Genomic DNA, 15,633 nt, shown 5'->3' with positions numbered 1-15,633 from the left:
ATCAGCACACGGCCTCGTGTGCCCGCCGGGGATTGTGGGACAGCCCTCAGGTCCCGGACCCCGAGAGGAAGCTCCGCAGCCGGCGGTGCTGCCCCACCGGGACGGCGGCCGGGACCGCGCCGTAGTACGTGGCGATCACCCCGCCGGTACGGACGACCGTGACGGGCACCGTCTGCTGCATCGCGATGCCCGGTACGGTCCAGCCGAAGGCGACCGCCTCGTCCCCGGCGGTCGGCGCGCGCCGCTGGTCGACCACGATGCGGGCGTCCTGGTCGCCGTAGGCCAGGGTGTACGCGAGGAACCCGCGGCACCGGGGCAGGGCCTTCCTGAGGGAATCCAGCACCGCCGAAGCCTCCTCGACGGTGTGGCTCGACAGCGCCACGGAGTGCAGCTTCGAGAAGTCGACGTTCCCGTGCTCGTCCGCGGCGCCGCCGCGGGCAGACACCTCGGCCACGACCCTGGCCGCCGGCCTGTGCTGCCCCCCGTGGTTGAGCTCGAAGTCGACCAGGGGGCGGCACTCCTCGGGCTCCCCGGGGGCGAGTCGGCTGGCCAGGGCGGAGGAGGAGGGCGCGGGGGCCGGCCCGCGGGCCGTGGCGACGTAGCCCGGAAGGTCCCTCCCGGAGGGCAGCACGGACATCAGCTCGGCCTCGGTCAGCGGCTGCGCGCGGGGCGGGCCCGACCGGGCCACGGGCCCGCAAGCGGTGCTGACGGTCCCACAGGCCAGCAGGGCGGCGAACACCGCCGCGACGCGCGTGAGGCGCGGCACCATCGGAAACCTCCTTCATCGGCGACCACGCCATTCTCGACCAGCGGGCGTGTGCGCTGACCTGCGGGTCTGCGCTATAGTCGATCTCGTACCCGCCGCCGCGGCACGCGGGGGACGGTACATGCGTTGGTGGTCCAAGGAAAGACACCCCACTTCCCGTGGGGGAATGCAGGTGCAAGGCCTGCCCAGCGCTCGGTCAAGGCCCCGGCCTCCTCACGGAGACCGGGGCCTTCTGTCATGCGCTCGCGGGGGGAGCGGCCCCCACGGGGAAGGGCAGCGCCCCCCCCCCCCCCCCCCCCCTCCGCTCCCCCCCCCCCCCCCCCCCCCCCCCCCCCCCCCCCCCCCCCCCCCCCCCCCCCCCCCCCCCGCCGCTCACACGGTCAGCTCCGTCAGGTCGGCCAGCACCTCGGAGAGCAGCACCGGGTCGACGTCGGCGAACTTCAGCGGGTACGTACGGGACCGCCAGTAGTCGCAGGGCGTGGTGTCGAGCCAGACGGTCTCCAGCGTCTGGTCCGGGAACTCGCCGATCAGCCCGACCGCGACGCCCTCTTCGAGGCCGATCACCAGATGGCGCTCCGGGCCCAGCCGGCGGGAGAACCAGCGCTCCACGCCCCCGTCCTGGGGCTCGCCCCGCTCCCATCCGCGCTTCTGCAGGGCGAGCAGCCTGCTCACCGGCACCGTGACGCCCTCGAAGCGGGTGAGCCGCTCGCTGCCCGCCTCCTCCTCCGTCACGGCCATCACCGGCCGGCCGAGCTGCGGGAACGGCTGGACGATCCCCAGGCCGGCGAACAGCCCGGACCAGGCCGCCAGTCCGCCCGCGAGGTGCAGCGGATGGGGCAGGGTGACGACCGCCCCGTCCGCGACCTCCACGACCCCGCCCGACACGTCCGCGTACGCACGGTCCCCGGTGACGCGGAACGCGGTCACCGACTCCCCGTCCCGCGCCAGCCAGACCAGCCGCCGCACCAGGTGCCCCACCAGCGGGTGGGCGACGAACAGCTGCCGGAACTCGGCGCCCGTCCAGGACCGGCCGTCCACCATCGCGGCCTCCAGCCGCCGCACCTGGTCCGGGACGACCGCCCGTACGTCCCTCTTCAGCGCGGCGAACCGCTTGTGCTCGGCGGGCGCCAGCTCCGCGTCGTCACGGACACCGGGCTTGGGCAGGTCCTTCAGCCGCCGGCCGCCCTCGTCCAGCACGTACGGCTTGAGCTGCTCGTCGAAGCCGACCGTGAACCGGCGCGGACCGTAGTCGAGCACCGTGCCGCCGTCCGCGTCCAGCCCGAGGTCCGGCACCAGACGGTCCGACAGCTCCTCCGCCGTCAGCCCCAGTTCCGCCGCGACCGCGGTGATCTTCTCCTGGGCACGCAGCTTCAGCGCCTTGAACTTCACCCGCTGCGCGATCCCGTGCAGGCTCAGCAGGGCCAGGTCGCTGCCGATGGACGCGAGGACCTCCAGGCCGTCGACCGCGCGCTGGTGCGCGCCCTCGCCCGGCCAGGCCCGGATCACCGGGGTCAGCGCGCGCACGGTCGCGTCGTCCCCGAACCGGCCCAGCGCGTGCAGGGCCCAGGTCTCCTTGGGCGGCATGCCCGCGAGGTGCCACTGCGTGAACAGCTCCCACACGAAGGCGGTCAGGGACTCCCGCGTGCACAGCTCCCGCACCTGCTCCAGCCCCGGGTACTCCGAGGAGGGCGTGGTCAGCGCGAGCATGGTGATGACGTGCTCCACGGCGGAGACGGGCAGCGCCCCGCCCGACTTCAGCAGGATCTGCGGGAGCGCCGGCACGGTGGCCCAGGCCGCCGCCCTGGGAATCCTCGCCGGGAGCGCGGCGACCAGCGGGTCGACGCCCAGCAGCGCTTCAAGGGCCCCGGCCGCCTCCGGCCCGTACGCCGCCGCGGCCTCCCGTACCGTGTCCGCGCCGTGCGCCGACGCGATCACCGACAGGGCCCGTTCGGCGGCGGTCCGCTCCGGCCCGAGCGGTCCCAGCGCCTCGGGGACCAGCAGCCGGGCGGCGCCGGCTCCGTGCCGGACGAACCAGGTCCGGGCCGTCTCGCCCGCCGCCTTGAGCCGCACCAGCCAGTCCGCCATCAGCCGGGCCACGTCCGCGTCGAGGAAGGGCCGCAGGATCGGCGCCATCGTCGCCGGGTTGGCGCCCGCCATGCGCAGGGCGACCGGGAGCGCCGCCTCCTCGTGCCGGGCCACGAGCGGCTTGAACACCGCCAGCCCCTCCTGCGAGTAGGAGGGCCCGTGCCATCCCGCGAGCAGCGGCCGGACCTCGTCGAGCGGGCCGTGGACGAACACCCCGACCGCGTTCCAGGCGGGCAACCGCCCGGCCCGGAGTCGCTCGACGAGCTGCTCCATCGGAGCGTAGGGCTGCCATCCCGTCAGCCAGGACTCGGCCGCCGCCCAGGACTCCCGCTCGCCCGGCCGCCAGACCACGGCCGTGACCGGTTCGGCCGCCAGCCCGGCGACCACGCGCGGCTTCACGGCCTTGCGCCTGCCCGTCCAGGGCGGGCTGGTCAGCAGCGGCGGCAGCGACCCGGCGGGGACCTCCGCGACCAGTTCCCGGTGCACGAGCGGCTCGACGGCACCGGCGAGCGGTTCCGGCAGGTCCGCCAGCGCGGCGAGCGCCAGCTCACGGTGCGCGGCCACGTGGGCCTTCAGCAGCAGCCCGGCCGTCGTCGCCGCCCGGCCCGGCCCGAGCGAGGCCCCGGCCAGCATGCGCAGCGCGCGCAGCGGGTAGCGCTGCGCCGCGGCGACCAGGGCGGCGCGGACGTACTTGTTCCCGACGCGGTCGAGGAGCAGACCGAAGGCCTCGTCCGTGGGCAGCTCGCAGAGGGCGCCGGCCAGTTTCCTGATGTCGTCGGTGTCGGCGTTCTCCCGGTCGAGGTCGGCGGCCAGCCAGGGGGCCACGGCCACCCCGACGCCCTCGGCCACGGTGGCGATGACGGCCGGGGTCCAGCCGTACCAGCTCAGGTCCACCCGGTCGCCGAACAGGGCGGCCTGACGCGCGGATCCCAGGGAGCACACCAGCAGCTCCCGTACGGGGCGCTCGTGGTGCTCGCGCGTGGCGGGGTCCGCGCAGCACTCGTCCACCCACTCCTGCTCCGTGGGGACGAGGAAGGCGGCCGCCACCCGCCGGCGGGGGCTGTGCCGGTGGCGGCCCAGCGCCTGGACGGCCGCCCGGTAGGTCTCCTCGTCGGCCGCGGCGAGCAGGGCGCGCACCCTGCGCAGGGCGGGGACGGCGCCGTGCCGCATCCGGACGCCGTCGTCGTCCTCGGGACGGAACTCGATGCCGTCCACGACGCTCCGGCTCTCCCGCACGATCCACCCGGTGCGCAGCTCCAGCGCCTCGACGGCGGCGCGGGCCGCGAACGGCAGGCCGTACGCTCCGGCCCAGGCGTCCGCGACCGTCTCGGCTCCGCCCGCCCGCGGCGGCAGCGCCTCCGCCAGCACGGCGGCCCCCAAGGGGCTCGGGCTCCCCGCCTGATGCGCGCGGGCCGCTCGTACCAGCTCGGGCTCGCTCTTCGGCGCGTCGAGCGCCCGCTCGACCGTCTCGGCGTCGGCTTCGAGCCACTCGCGCAGCTTCCGCGGTGCCTCACCGTCGGCCGGCGGGACGTCCGCGAGGGCCCCGCCGCGTCTCGGGTACAGATTCCGCTTCCAGGCCTCGGGCAGGACGAAGAGGTCCTCACCCCCTGGAACGGCGGCCGCCCCGGGCCCGTCGACGTGCTCCCCGCGCCGCATGACGCCCTCCTCTTGTCCAACTGACCGGTTGGTCGAACAGTAGACGGCGCCACTGACAACCGGCCGGGGAGGACCGCCGGGGGGAGCCGGCCGCGCGCACGCGGACGGGCCGGCCGTGGGCGCTCGTGCGGACGCCCACGGCCGGCCCGCTCAGCAGCGGCGGCCGGTGGTCAGCTGCCCGCGGAAAGGTTGCCGGAGAGGACCGGGATGTTGCTCAGGATGTGGGAGAGCGGCTCGTCGCCCTTGGCCTGGGTGGAGTTCTCGGTGCACTGCTGGTTCTGCGGGTTGGACAGGACGTTGATGTCCTGGACGCCGATGTTCGCGATCAGGGCGAACAGCGACTGCGCGTTGACCTTGACCGGCAGGCCGATGCAGGGCTTGTTGAGGGTGCCCTGGATCACGCCGAGCTGGGGGCTCATGTCGCCGGTGGTCTTCTGGTTGCCGTAGATCTGCTGGGCACCGTTGCCGTTGACGGTGTTGATCCCGTTGTCGTTGCCGATGGCCATGGCCGGAGCGGCGACGGCGGCACCCGCGCCGACGGCGGCGGCGGTGGCTGCTGCGGTGACCATCATCTTCTTCAGCATTCGAGAACTTTCCTTCGCTGTAGCCGAAACGAGCCCCGGATCGGGGAGTTCGTGCTGGTAACGGGAGCGCGGCCGGGGACGTGGCGGTGCGTCACCCGAATGGCAGAGCGCCGGCCCACGGGCCCACCCCGGCCCAGGCCGCCGACCGGGTGCCCGGTGCCGGCAACACCGCCACACCGGCCGTCGGCCGTCGTTGGAAGGTGCGGCCCCCGCCCCCCGCCACCCCGACGCGCAGCCACGACCGGAGCCGCCCATGACCTCTGTCGCCCTGACCCGGCGGGCCCCGGCCGTCGTACCCCGCACCCTCCGGGCCGCCTCCGCCGCGACCGGCTGCGCACTGCCGCTGTACGCCCTCTGGGCGGCCGTCCTCGCCACCGGCGGAGGGGACCTCGCGGCCCAGACGGCATGGGCGGACTTCGCCGCCCGCCACCCCGGCTCCGCCTACGACCTCGCCTGGCACGGCGGGCTGCACACCGCCTCCTACAGCCTCGTGTCCCCCTACGCCATGGCCGTCTTCGGCGTGGTCCCCGTCACCGTGGCGGCCGGCCTGACCGCCACCTGGCTCGCCGGGCTGCTCTGCGCGCGCGGCGGGGTCCCGGCGCCCGAACGGCCCGCGCTGGCGGCGGCCCTCGCCGTGTGGTGCCAGGTGGCCTCCGGGCGCACGACCTTCGTCCTGGGCGTGGCGTTCGCACTCGCGGCGCTGCTGGGCGCCCTGCCCCGGGAGCCCGGCGCCCGGGGCGGGCGACTCGCCGCCACCGCGCTCTGCGCGGCCCTCTCGGCCATGGCCAGCCCCGTCGCCGGCCTCTTCCTCGCCCTGACCGGCACGGCACTCCTGCCCGCCCCCCGGCGCCGGGCCGCCGAGGCCGCCGCCCTGCTCGTACCGCCCTGCGCCGTCCTCGCCCTGACGGCCCGGCTCTTCCCCTTCCTGGGCGAACAGCCCATGCCCCCGGAGCGGATCTGGCCCCCGCTGCTGATGTCGCTGGCCGTCCTCGCGGCGGCGCCGCCCGCCTGGCGGTGGGTCAGACGCGCCGCCGCCCTGTACGCGGCGGCCGTCGTACTCGCCTACGCCGTCCCCTCCCCGATGGGCACCAACGTCGAGCGGCTCGCCGACCTCGCCGCGCCCGCCCTCCTGCTCGCCGCCGCCGCGACGGCGACCGGCCCCGCACGCCGCGCCCCGGCCGTCGCCGGCCTCGCCCTCTGTCTGCTCTGGGTGGGCGGGAACACGGCCGCCCACCTCGGCGACACCGTCCGGGTCCCCGCCTGGGCCGCCGAGACGGACGGGGTCCTCGCGGAACTCGGCCGCCTCGGAGCCGGCCGCACCCGGGTGGAGGCCGTCATGGCGCGCAGCCACCGCGAGGCCGCCGTCCTCGCCCCGTACGTCACCCTGGCGCGCGGCTGGAACCGGCAGGCGGACGTGGAACGCGGCCGCCTCTTCTACGGGGACGGCGGCCTCACCCCCGCCGCCTACCGCGCCTGGCTCGACCGGTGGGCCGTGGGCCTCGTCGTCGTGCACGACGGCCCGCCCGACGCCGCCTCCGAGGCCGAACGCGCCCTCGTCGCCGGCGGACCCGCGTACCTGCAACCGGTGTGGCACGACCGGAACTGGCGGATCTACCGCGTCCGGGACGCCGTTCCCCTCGTCGACCCGCCGGCCGCCGTACGGAGCTCCGACGCGGCCGAGATCACCGTCCGGATGCCCCGCCCCGGCACGGTGACCGTGCGGATCGTCGACTCGCCCTGGCTGACCGCGGACACCGGATGCCTCGAACCGATGCGCGGCACCCGCGGCGACGGCTTCGTCCGGCTGACCGTACGGCGGCCGGGCGACGTCACCATCGGCTCCGCCTACCTCTCCCAAGGCCGCCGATGCGCACCCTGAACGCGCTGCCCGCCCGCCTCGCCCTTTTCTGCGTACGCCGGCACCTCCTCGTCCTGCTGCTGTGGCTGCTGCTCCTCGCCGCCGGAGCGGCCGCCGCCGGACCGGTGATGGACTCCCTGGACCGGCGGCCCTGGAGCGTGGCCGCGCACGAGTCGGTTCGGGGCAACCGGCTGCTGGACGGCGTCCGCGCGTACGGGGGCCAGATCGACGCCGTGGTGTCCGGCGCGCCGGTGACCGACCCCGCCCTGCGGCGGGAACTGGACGCCGCGCGCCGGGACCTGGCCGCCGTCCCCGGCGTACACGGCGTCACCCCCCTCACCGAAGGGGCCTACGCGGCCGACCGCCGGGCGGCCCTGCTCTCCGTACGGCTGGAGCGGACCCTGGCCGGGGAGGACCGGCGGCGCTGCGAGCGGGCCGTGGCAGCCCGGCTGCGCGCGGTCCGCCTGGCCCTGCCAGGCGTCGCGGTGACCCTCGGCGGCAGCGACCGGGCCCGCGCCGAGGTGGCGGAGCGGACCCTGGCCGACACCCGGCGCGCCGAGCTGATCACCCTGCCCGTCACCCTGGTGGTGGTGTACCTCCTCTTCGGCGGCCTCGTGGCGGCCGCCGTGCCGCTGGTCGCGGCCGTCGGCACGGTCGGCACCGGGATGCTCTGGCTCCTGCTGCTGTCGCGCTGGTACGACCTCACCTCCCCGGTGCTGTCCACGACCACGATGCTCGGCCTGGGCCTGGCCGTGGACTACTCCCTGCTCACCGTCGGGCGGTTCCGGGAGGAACTCGCCGCCGGGCACGACGTCCCGGAAGCGGTGGTGCGGACCATGGGCAGCGCGGGCCGCTCGGTCCTGTTCGCCGCGCTGGTCGTCGCCGCTGCCCTCAGCGGGCTGGCCGCCTTCCCGAGCGACTTCTACGCCTCCGTCGGCCTGGCCTCGGCGGGCACCGTCCTGCTGTCGCTCGCCGCCGCGGTCACCCTGACCCCGGCCCTGCTCGTGGCGTGCGGCAAGCGGATCGGGGCCCGCGCCTGCCGGGAGGCCGACGAGGGCGCGTTCGCCGCGCTGGCGCGCTGGACCCGCCGCCGGGCCCCGGCCGTCGCGGTGGGAGTCGGGGTCCTGCTGCTGGCCGCCGCCGCGCCCTTCCTGCGGGTCCACCTCGTCAGCCCGGTCGGCGAACTGCAGCTGCCGCCGGGTACCGAGGCCCGGCGCTTCGCCGACCTGGTCACCGAGCGGTTCCCCCAGCACCGGCCCGACGCCGTCGTGGTCGTGGCCCGCACCGACCCGTCCCGGCTGACGGCATGGGCGGGGCGCTTCGCGGACGCCCCCCAAGTCCAGCGGACCGAACCCGCCACCGCCGCGGGCCCGGCGGTCTCCGTCGTCCGCCTCGTACCGGTGCCCGACGAGGACGCGGCCACCGCCACCCGCCTCGTGGAACGGCTCCGCGCGGACCGGCCGGCGGACTTCCCCGTCTGGGTGACCGGACGGGCCGCGCTCGACGCCGACTTCAGGGCCGAGGTCGTCGAACACGCGCCCCGCGCCGCCGCCCTGATCGCCCTGACCAGCTACGTCCTGCTGCTGGCGATGACCGGCTCGGTGCTGCTGCCGCTCAAGGCGATCGTGATGAACACCCTCTCCCTCGGCGCCTCGTTCGGCGCGCTCGTCCTGGTCTTCCAGGACGGCTGGGGCTCCGGGGCGCTGGGCGTGCACACCCTGGGCGGCCTGGGCTACTGGCTGCCGGTGGTCGTGTTCGCCCTGGCCTTCGGGCTGTCCATGGACTACGAGGTGTTCCTGCTCTCCCGCATCCAGGAGGCCTACCGCGCCGGAGCCGGCAACGACCTCGCCGTGGAGGCGGGCGTGCAGCGCTCCGCGCGGATCATCAGCTCCTCGGCGCTGCTGATGTGCATCGTCTTCACGGGCTTCGCGACGGGGGAGGTGCTGGTGATGAAACAGCTCGCGACCGCGCTGACCCTGGTCGTCGTGGTCGACGCCACCCTCGTCCGCTGCCTCCTGGTCCCCGCGACCATGACCCTCCTCGGCCGCGCCAACTGGTGGCGCCCCCGCCTCCCGCGCCGCCCCCGCCCGGCGGAGGGGAGCGCGCTCACGGCGCCGGGAGAGGAGGCGGCGGTTCGCTGAGGACGGGGCCCAGCTGACGGGCCGGGCCGGTCCTGTCGGGACCGGGGCCGCCCCACCGTGCGAGCAGCGCCAGGGACAGCAGCAGTCCGGTGGCCGCCGCCGCCAGGGCCGGGGCCGGGCCCCACAGGGTCCAGGCCGCCCCGAACAGCAGCGAGCCCGCCAGCCGGGCCAGGGCCTGGGCGGTCTGGAGCGCCGCGAGGCCCGTGGTGCGCAGACCGGGCGGCAGCAGCGGGCCGGCCGCGGCCATCAGGACGCCGTCGGTGGCCGCGTAGAACAGGCCCAGCGCCACGAGGACCCCCGCCACCAACGGCCAGGGCGGCAGCGGAGCGAGCAGCAGCAGGCACGCCCCGGCCAGCGGCAGATGCCCGCAGAGGAACACCCGCCGTCGGCCCAGCCGGTCGGCGAACCGGCCCGCCGGCAGCGCCGCCAGCAGGAACACCGCCGCCGTCCCCACCGGCAGCAGCGGGAAGTACGCCGCCGACAGCCCCGTCCGGCGCTGGAGCAGCAGGTAGCAGAAGCCGTCGCCGACGGTGAACAGCCCCAGCACGGCGGCCGTCGCGCACAGCCGCGGCAGACCGGGGACCCGTACGAGGGAACGCAGCGGCGGTGCCGGCCCGCGGGCGGCGGCCGGCACCGGGGCCTCCCGTACGAACAGCACCAGCAGCACCACCCCCAGCGCCGCGACGCAGGCGCTCACGGTGAACACCGCCTCGTACCCGTCCACCGCCACCCACAGCACCCCGAACGCGGCCACCGGCCCCAGCAGCGCGCCCGCCGTGTCCAGGGCCCGGTGCACCCCGAAGGCACGGCCCTGCTCGCCGGGCGGACAGGACAGCGAGATCAGCGCGTCGCGCGGGGCGGTGCGCAGGCCCTTCCCGGTCCGGTCGGCGGCGAGCACAGCCGCCACCGACCAGGGCGTGGTGACGGCGAGCAGCGCCGCCTTGCACCCGGCCGAGAGCGCGTAGCCGACGCCCGCCACCAGCTTGCGGCGGCGGGTGCGGTCGGCGATCCGGCCGCCGGCCAGGCGCAGCAGCGCGGTGGCGCCCTGGTGGAGCCCGTCCAGGGCGCCGAAGGCGAGCGGGGACATCCCGAGCCCGGCCACCAGGTACAGCGGCAGGACGGCGGTGACCATCTCCGCCGAGACGTCCGTGACCAGGCTGACCAGGCCGAGCGCGAACACCGTGCCGGGTACGGTCCTCAGCGGGCCCTTGCGGAGCGGGCCCTTGCGGAGCGGGCCGGCGGCCGGGGTGTCCCCGGCCCTGTCCGCGGCGCGGCCGGCCGACAGGTACACGGACGCCCCCCTCAGAACCAGTTGACGGTGAGCGGGAACGCGGTGGTGACGGTGGCGCCCGTGGCGTCGGTCGCGGTCGCGGTGACCTGGACCGTGCCGCTGCCCCACGGCTTCCCGCTGATCCGCCCGGTGCCCGCGTCGACGCCGAGCCCCCACGGCAGGCCGGTGGCCGCGTACCGGACCGGGGCCTTGCCGCCGGTGGCGGTGAGCTGGACGGTGCAGGACTGGTTGAACTTGCAGGTCTGCGGGCCCGGGTTGGCCAGCTTCAGATCACCCTGGGGAGGAGTGGGGGTCGGGGTGGGTGTCGGCGTCGGGGTCGGCGTGGGGGTGGGGGTCGTGGAGGCGGTGAACACCTCCGTGATCGGCTGGACGTTGGCGGCGTTGCCCGCGTGCGTGGCCGTGCCGAAGAGGTCCTCGAAGGTCCGCAGCAGATGGTGGTGGTTGAACGCCGTCGCGTACGTGCCCGTCTTCACGTTCGCCCCGTAGAAGACGGTCGCGATCTGGTTCGACCCCAGGTAGTTGTCCTCGTCCCAGGTCAGCACCAGCAGACTGTTGTTGGCCTTCGCCCACTGCGCGTAGGCGTCGATGTTGTTCTTCGTCCAGGTGTCGCCCGTGCCCACCGAGCACGAGTGCATGTCGTTGCACTGGTTGGGGACGACGAAGGACAGGTCCGGCAGGGCCGAGAAGTCGTTCCGCGGGAACTGCGCCCAGGTCTTCCCGGTGTTCAGCGGCACGTTCTTGAAGGCGAACCACGGATTGTGCTTCTGCGCGTACTGGCCGTTGGTGCAGGCCGTGGACCCCTCCGACGGCAGGTCCTCGTTGTACGTGGCGAAGGTCTTGCCGGCCGCGATCAGCTCCTGGCCGAGGTTCGCGGCCGTCATCGACTGCGGCGTGTAGCAGCCGTCCCCGGTGATGCCCTGGGTGGAGCCGGAGAAGAGGTTGAAGTAGTTCGGCTGGCTCGGGTGGGTCAGCGCCTTCATCCCGGTCAGGCTCGCACCGCCGGAGGCCAGCTGGTTGATGTACGGGGCGTTGCCGCTCCCGATGATCTCCCCGAACTGCTTGTTCTCGTACACGACGACCACCACGTGGTCGTACGACGGCAGCCCGGCGGCCGCCGCCGCCCGCGGCGTGGGACCGCTCTCGGCCGCCTGGGAGCTGGCGACGGTGACGGCGCCCAGCAGGCCGAGCGCGCTGAACGCGGCCAGCGCGGCCACGGTGACGGGACGCCTGGATCCCGGTGAGGGAAGGGGCATGGGGTGTTCCTCCTCGTTCACGGATGAAGGGCCGGACGGGTCAGTGCTCACGCCGGGCGGCCCCGGCCACGGCGATGTTCAGGAACCGCGGTACGGGCCGTCCCCGGTCGCGGAAGTCCTCCGCGACCGCCGCCCGCACCGCCGCCGCCCGGGCCTCGGGCAGCAGGAGCAGTACGCTCCGCTCCGGCCGAGCGCCGGGCGGCCAGGCGCTCAGGGCCCCCGCCCGGCGGGCGAGGGCGACGGTCCGGGCCAGCTCCGCCGGCCGGTCCGCGGGTTCACCGCGTACGGCGGCCAGCACCAGGCGCGCCCGCGAGCCGGCCGGGTCGAAGCCGACGTACCGCCGCCCCGCCCGGGCGCCGAGCAGCAGGGCCTCGCCGGGCCGGGCGAAGAGCACCGCCCGGCGCAGGGCGTCGTCCCCGTCCGGCAGCGCCCCGGCCAGCAGCCGGGCCAGCCGCTCCCGGTCGGGCTCCCCGCCCGGCGGGCCGTGTACGCCGGCCACGGCGAGCGCCACCGCGCAGTCGGCCGGCTCCGCCGTGGACAGTCCGGCGGCGGCCGTCAGCGAGCCCTGCACGTGCAGGTCCGTCCCGCCGCGGCCGTAGCCCGCCCGGGCCAGCGCCCGCAGCACGGCGTACGGCCGCACCGCCCAGGCGGGCGCGGCCGGCGGCGGGCCGGACAGGGTCAGCGGCAGGTCGCAGCCGTCGGCGGGGTGCCCGAGGGAGCTGAGCCGGACCAGCCCGTCGCCACGCGGGGCCGCCGCCGCGGCGGCGGGCCAGCCGGCCGCCGCCACCAGCCCGGGGGAGCCCAGGTGGAAGGCGTGGGGCGCGCTCCACACGGCCGCCGGGGGCCGGCCGTGCGCGGCTTCGAGGGCGTAGGCGACGAGCCGGAACAGCGGGTCGGCGGTGGCCCGCCGGGCCAGGCCGCCCAGCGCGGACGCGGCCGGCCCGCCGGGGCCGGCGGCCGCCGTCACGGCACGTCCTTGCGGGCCAGCATCCGGTACGCGTTACCGCCGTCGGTGTACCGGGCCGCCGCCGTGCGCAGCGCGTCGAGCACCGCCGCCGCCGCGAAGCACGGCACGGACGCCACCCGTACGGCACCCGCCAGCGCCCGCGCGCCCGCCGTGGGAGGCGGCCCCCACGGCCGGTCCGGGTCCGGGGCCAGCCGCGCCGCGGTCAGGGCCACCGCCCCGAAGAAGTCGTTGCCCTGGTGGGCCGGGCCGTGCTCCTCCGCGAGCACCGTGAACCCCCGGTCGGCCAGCGCCTCCCGCAGGTTCGCGGCCGGGATCAGGTGCTGGTGCTGCGGCTGGAACCACGGCAGCCACGCCGGACCGAGCAGCCGGGCCATCCGTGACTCGGGGTCGGGCAGTTCGACCGCCAGGTACCCGCCGCACGGCAGGACGGCCGCCGCCGCGTCGAGCTCCGCCAGCGGATCCCGGGTGTGCTCCAGGTAGTGGTACATGCTGACCACCTCGTACCGGCCGGCCAGCTTCGGGGCGAACTCCGGGAACTGGCCCTGGTAGCCCGTCTCCACCCAGCCGCGCCGCTCCGCCCCGCAGACCCCGTCGCCCATGTCCAGCCCGTCGAAGCGGGTCCGGGGCCAGATCTCCCGCGCCGCGTTGCAGAAGTGGCCGTGCCCGGTGCCGACGTCGAGCCAGGACGCCGGGACCGCGTGGGGCAGCAGCATCTCGGCCCGGCGCCGGTAGGAGGCGCCCAGCCGGCCGAAGACCGTGCCGGCCCCCTCGCCGCCGCGCCCCTCGTAGAAGTCGCGGTAGTAGAACTCCAGCCCCTCCGGGGTGAGCCGGGGATTCTGGAAGACGTGCCCGCAGGCCCGGCACCGCTCCAGCGTGAACCGGCCCGGCTTGCCCTGGAGCAGGTCGGGCACCCGCACCCGGACCGACAGCGGCCCGGAGCCGCACCACGGGCAGTCGGGGCGCCGCTCCTCGAAGAACCGCCCCGTCCCCCCGGCCAGCTCGGCCCGGTACGCCGCGGCCGCCCCCGGGCTCCGGGCCGCGTCCCGGGAGCCGCCCGCCGCCACGGCGGTGCGCAGGGCCGCGCCGAGGGAGCGCACCGGCCGGGCGGCGGTGGCCCGGCCCAGATCGGCGGGGCGCAGCGGGGAGCCGGGCCCGCCCAGGACCAGGTACGGCTGGAGCCAGTACAGCCCGGCCGCCGCCGCCCCCCACCGGCCCTGGCGCAGGGCGACGGCGGCGAGCAGCGCCAGCCCGGACAGCTGGGCGGCGGCCAGCGCCCCGGCGGGCAGCCCCTGCGCCCGCAGCTCGGCGGCCCGCCCGGCGCTCCCGGCCCGGGGACCGCAGCTCAGACCCGGGGCGATGGCCAGCCCCGTCGCCCCGGCGGCGTACTCCTTCAAACGCCGGGTGAGCGCGAGGAGTTCCGCCGGGCCCGCGTCCGGACCCGGCCCGCCCGGACCCGCCGCCCCGGCCCGCTCCAGCACTTCCTCGGCGACCAGCACCGCGAACCCGGCCCCCCGCCCCTCCCCGAGCCGGTCCCCCCGGTACCGGGCCGGGTCCACCAGCCGCAGCAGCCCGAGGACCCGTTCGGCCGGCAGGTCCCCGGGCAGCAGGTCCAGCACCCGCAGCCCCTCCCGGCCGGCGTACGCGCAGGCCGCGAGGAAGACGGCCGCGTCGGGCTCCACCCCCCGGGCGGTGAGCAGCCGCCACCCGGCGGCCCCCGGCACCCCGGCCGACACGGGCGGGGCGGCCGGCAGCACCGGGACCGCCCGCAGCCGGCGGCCGGCCCGTACGGTGCCCGCACCGAGGGCGGCCAGCAGCACCGCGGAGGTCCAGCGGACGCGGGGGAGCGCGAGCGGCGTCATATCAGCTTCTCCAACCGGTCGGCCGCGGCGGCCGCCCCGCCCGCCGCGGCGAATGAGGCCTGGATCCGCCGGGCGGCCCGGCGGGGGCCGGGATCGTCCAGCACGGCCGTGATCGCGTCCCGCAGTTCCTCGGCCCCGGTCCGGCCGAACCGCACCCGGACCCCGGCCCCGGCGTCGGCGACCTGCCGGGCCACGATCGGCTGGTCGTCGCGGATCGGGGCGACCACCAGCGGAAGCCCGTACGCGAGGGCCTCGCAGACCGTGTTGTGGCCGCCGTGGCAGACCACCGCGTCCAGGTGCGGCAGCAGTTCCAGCTGAGGGACGCTCGGCCGGAGCAGTACGTGACCGGGCACCTCCCCGACCAGCGCGGCGGGCGCCGCCAGCACCAGCTGCACCTCCGGTGCGAGCCGCTCGGCCGCGCCGAGCACCGCCCGGTAGAAGCGGGAGCCCGCCTCCTGGTTGAGGGTGCCCAGGGACACCAGCACCCGGCGCCGCCGCGGATCCAGCCGCCGCCAGGGGAACCCGGGCGCGGCCGGCCGGGCCCCGAAGGCCGGGCCGACGTAGGCGTGGTGCGGAGCGCGGGCGGCGCCGGGCCCCAGCAGCTCCGGCGTCGAGAAGACCAGCACCAGCAGCTCGGAGAAGCGCGGGTCCCACCCGACGCCGTCCCTGCCGTCCCCGCCGCCCTCCCCGAACTCCGCGAGCAGCCCCGCGATCTGACCCGCCACCCACTCCCCGACCCTGGGGAAGCCGGCGAAGGGGCCGGTGAGTTCGGCCGAGGTGCTGGCCGAGGTCACCCACGGCACCCCGAGCCGGCGGGCGGCCAGCGGCCCGGCCAGGGCCTGCTGGTCGCAGACCACCACGTCCGGCGCGAAGGCCCGCACCGCCCGGGTCACCCCGGGCACCATCGCCCGGGCCAGCGGGATCAGCGCCTCCTCCCACAGGAACCGCAGCGCGCCGACCCCGCGCAGATCGCGCCACCGCTCGTGCAGCGCGGCGTAGCCGCCGTCGGCGTCCTCCCCGGCCGGCAGGATCCGCGCCGACGGGGGCAGCAGCCGGGCCAGCGCGGAGGCGGGCCCGGTCCAGGCGACCTCATGGCCCCGCGACGCAAGTTCGGCCCCGACGGCCACGGTCGGATTGACGTGCCCCGCCAGCGGCGGCACCGCGAACAGCACC

Annotated in this window: 10 protein-coding genes; 2 read left to right on the top strand and 8 right to left on the bottom strand. The window is 76.7% G+C overall.

What is annotated here, in order from left to right:
- Positions 1-46: 46 nt before the first annotated feature.
- The 3 genes from ACZ7IF_RS00495 to ACZ7IF_RS00485 all read right to left on the bottom strand — a co-directional run bounded on the left by ACZ7IF_RS00495 (position 47) and on the right by ACZ7IF_RS00485 (position 5,091).
- Complete coding sequence (locus ACZ7IF_RS00495; protein ID WP_470960900.1) at positions 47-769, bottom strand: hypothetical protein; 723 nt, start codon at positions 767-769, stop codon at positions 47-49.
- Between the two features lie 369 nt (positions 770-1,138).
- The gene (locus ACZ7IF_RS00490) at positions 1,139-4,507 is read right to left on the bottom strand and encodes a DUF4132 domain-containing protein (RefSeq protein ID WP_470960898.1); all 3,369 of its coding nucleotides are present in this window, start codon (positions 4,505-4,507) and stop codon (positions 1,139-1,141) included.
- Positions 4,508-4,677: 170 nt separating this feature from the next.
- On the bottom strand, positions 4,678-5,091 hold the full coding sequence (locus tag ACZ7IF_RS00485) for a rodlin (RefSeq protein ID WP_470960896.1): 414 nt from the start codon (positions 5,089-5,091) through the stop codon (positions 4,678-4,680).
- Between the two features lie 253 nt (positions 5,092-5,344).
- Between ACZ7IF_RS00485 and ACZ7IF_RS00480 the strand changes: the two genes are divergently transcribed.
- Positions 5,345-6,970 carry a hypothetical protein gene (locus ACZ7IF_RS00480; protein WP_470960894.1) on the top strand — a complete coding sequence of 542 codons (1,626 nt, stop codon included), beginning with the start codon at positions 5,345-5,347 and terminating at the stop codon, positions 6,968-6,970.
- Complete coding sequence (locus tag ACZ7IF_RS00475; RefSeq protein WP_470960892.1) at positions 6,958-9,090, top strand: MMPL family transporter; 2,133 nt, start codon at positions 6,958-6,960, stop codon at positions 9,088-9,090. The genes ACZ7IF_RS00480 and ACZ7IF_RS00475 overlap by 13 nt, the downstream gene beginning before the upstream one ends.
- Here the strand turns inward: ACZ7IF_RS00475 and ACZ7IF_RS00470 are convergent.
- Genes ACZ7IF_RS00470 through ACZ7IF_RS00450 form a run of 5 tightly spaced genes read right to left on the bottom strand, consistent with a single transcriptional unit; the run spans position 9,056 to position 15,632 of the window.
- On the bottom strand, positions 9,056-10,381 hold the full coding sequence (locus ACZ7IF_RS00470; RefSeq protein ID WP_470960890.1) for an MFS transporter: 1,326 nt from the start codon (positions 10,379-10,381) through the stop codon (positions 9,056-9,058). The two genes, ACZ7IF_RS00475 and ACZ7IF_RS00470, sit on opposite strands and share 35 nt — an antisense overlap.
- Before the next feature lie 11 nt (positions 10,382-10,392).
- Positions 10,393-11,634, bottom strand: a complete 1,242-nt coding sequence (locus ACZ7IF_RS00465) for an alkaline phosphatase family protein (RefSeq protein ID WP_470960888.1) — start codon at positions 11,632-11,634, stop codon at positions 10,393-10,395.
- A 40-nt stretch (positions 11,635-11,674) separates the two neighbouring features.
- Positions 11,675-12,601 carry a galactokinase gene (locus tag ACZ7IF_RS00460; RefSeq protein WP_470960886.1) on the bottom strand — a complete coding sequence of 309 codons (927 nt, stop codon included), beginning with the start codon at positions 12,599-12,601 and terminating at the stop codon, positions 11,675-11,677.
- On the bottom strand, positions 12,598-14,460 hold the full coding sequence (locus ACZ7IF_RS00455) for a class I SAM-dependent methyltransferase (RefSeq protein ID WP_470960885.1): 1,863 nt from the start codon (positions 14,458-14,460) through the stop codon (positions 12,598-12,600). The genes ACZ7IF_RS00460 and ACZ7IF_RS00455 overlap by 4 nt, the downstream gene beginning before the upstream one ends.
- Complete coding sequence (locus ACZ7IF_RS00450; protein ID WP_470962247.1) at positions 14,457-15,632, bottom strand: glycosyltransferase; 1,176 nt, start codon at positions 15,630-15,632, stop codon at positions 14,457-14,459. Before ACZ7IF_RS00450 ends, ACZ7IF_RS00455 begins: the two co-directional genes overlap by 4 nt.
- Position 15,633 lies beyond the last annotated feature (1 nt).

Source organism: Streptomyces sp. NPDC037421 (genome assembly GCF_055602105.1).
The sequence above is the reverse complement of the archived record's forward strand: the minus strand, read 5'-3'. Positions and strand labels throughout refer to the sequence as shown.

Excerpts from the sequence above, each read along its gene's own strand:
- ACZ7IF_RS00495 (WP_470960900.1), bottom strand. The coding sequence starts at position 769 with ATGGTGCCGCGCCTCACGCGCGTCGCGGCGGTGTTCGCCGCCCTGCTG.
- ACZ7IF_RS00490 (WP_470960898.1), bottom strand. The coding sequence starts at position 4,507 with ATGCGGCGCGGGGAGCACGTCGACGGGCCCGGGGCGGCCGCCGTTCCA.
- ACZ7IF_RS00485 (WP_470960896.1), bottom strand. The coding sequence starts at position 5,091 with ATGCTGAAGAAGATGATGGTCACCGCAGCAGCCACCGCCGCCGCCGTC.
- ACZ7IF_RS00480 (WP_470960894.1), top strand. The coding sequence starts at position 5,345 with ATGACCTCTGTCGCCCTGACCCGGCGGGCCCCGGCCGTCGTACCCCGC.
- ACZ7IF_RS00475 (WP_470960892.1), top strand. The coding sequence starts at position 6,958 with ATGCGCACCCTGAACGCGCTGCCCGCCCGCCTCGCCCTTTTCTGCGTA.
- ACZ7IF_RS00465 (WP_470960888.1), bottom strand. The coding sequence starts at position 11,634 with ATGCCCCTTCCCTCACCGGGATCCAGGCGTCCCGTCACCGTGGCCGCG.
- ACZ7IF_RS00455 (WP_470960885.1), bottom strand. The coding sequence starts at position 14,460 with ATGACGCCGCTCGCGCTCCCCCGCGTCCGCTGGACCTCCGCGGTGCTG.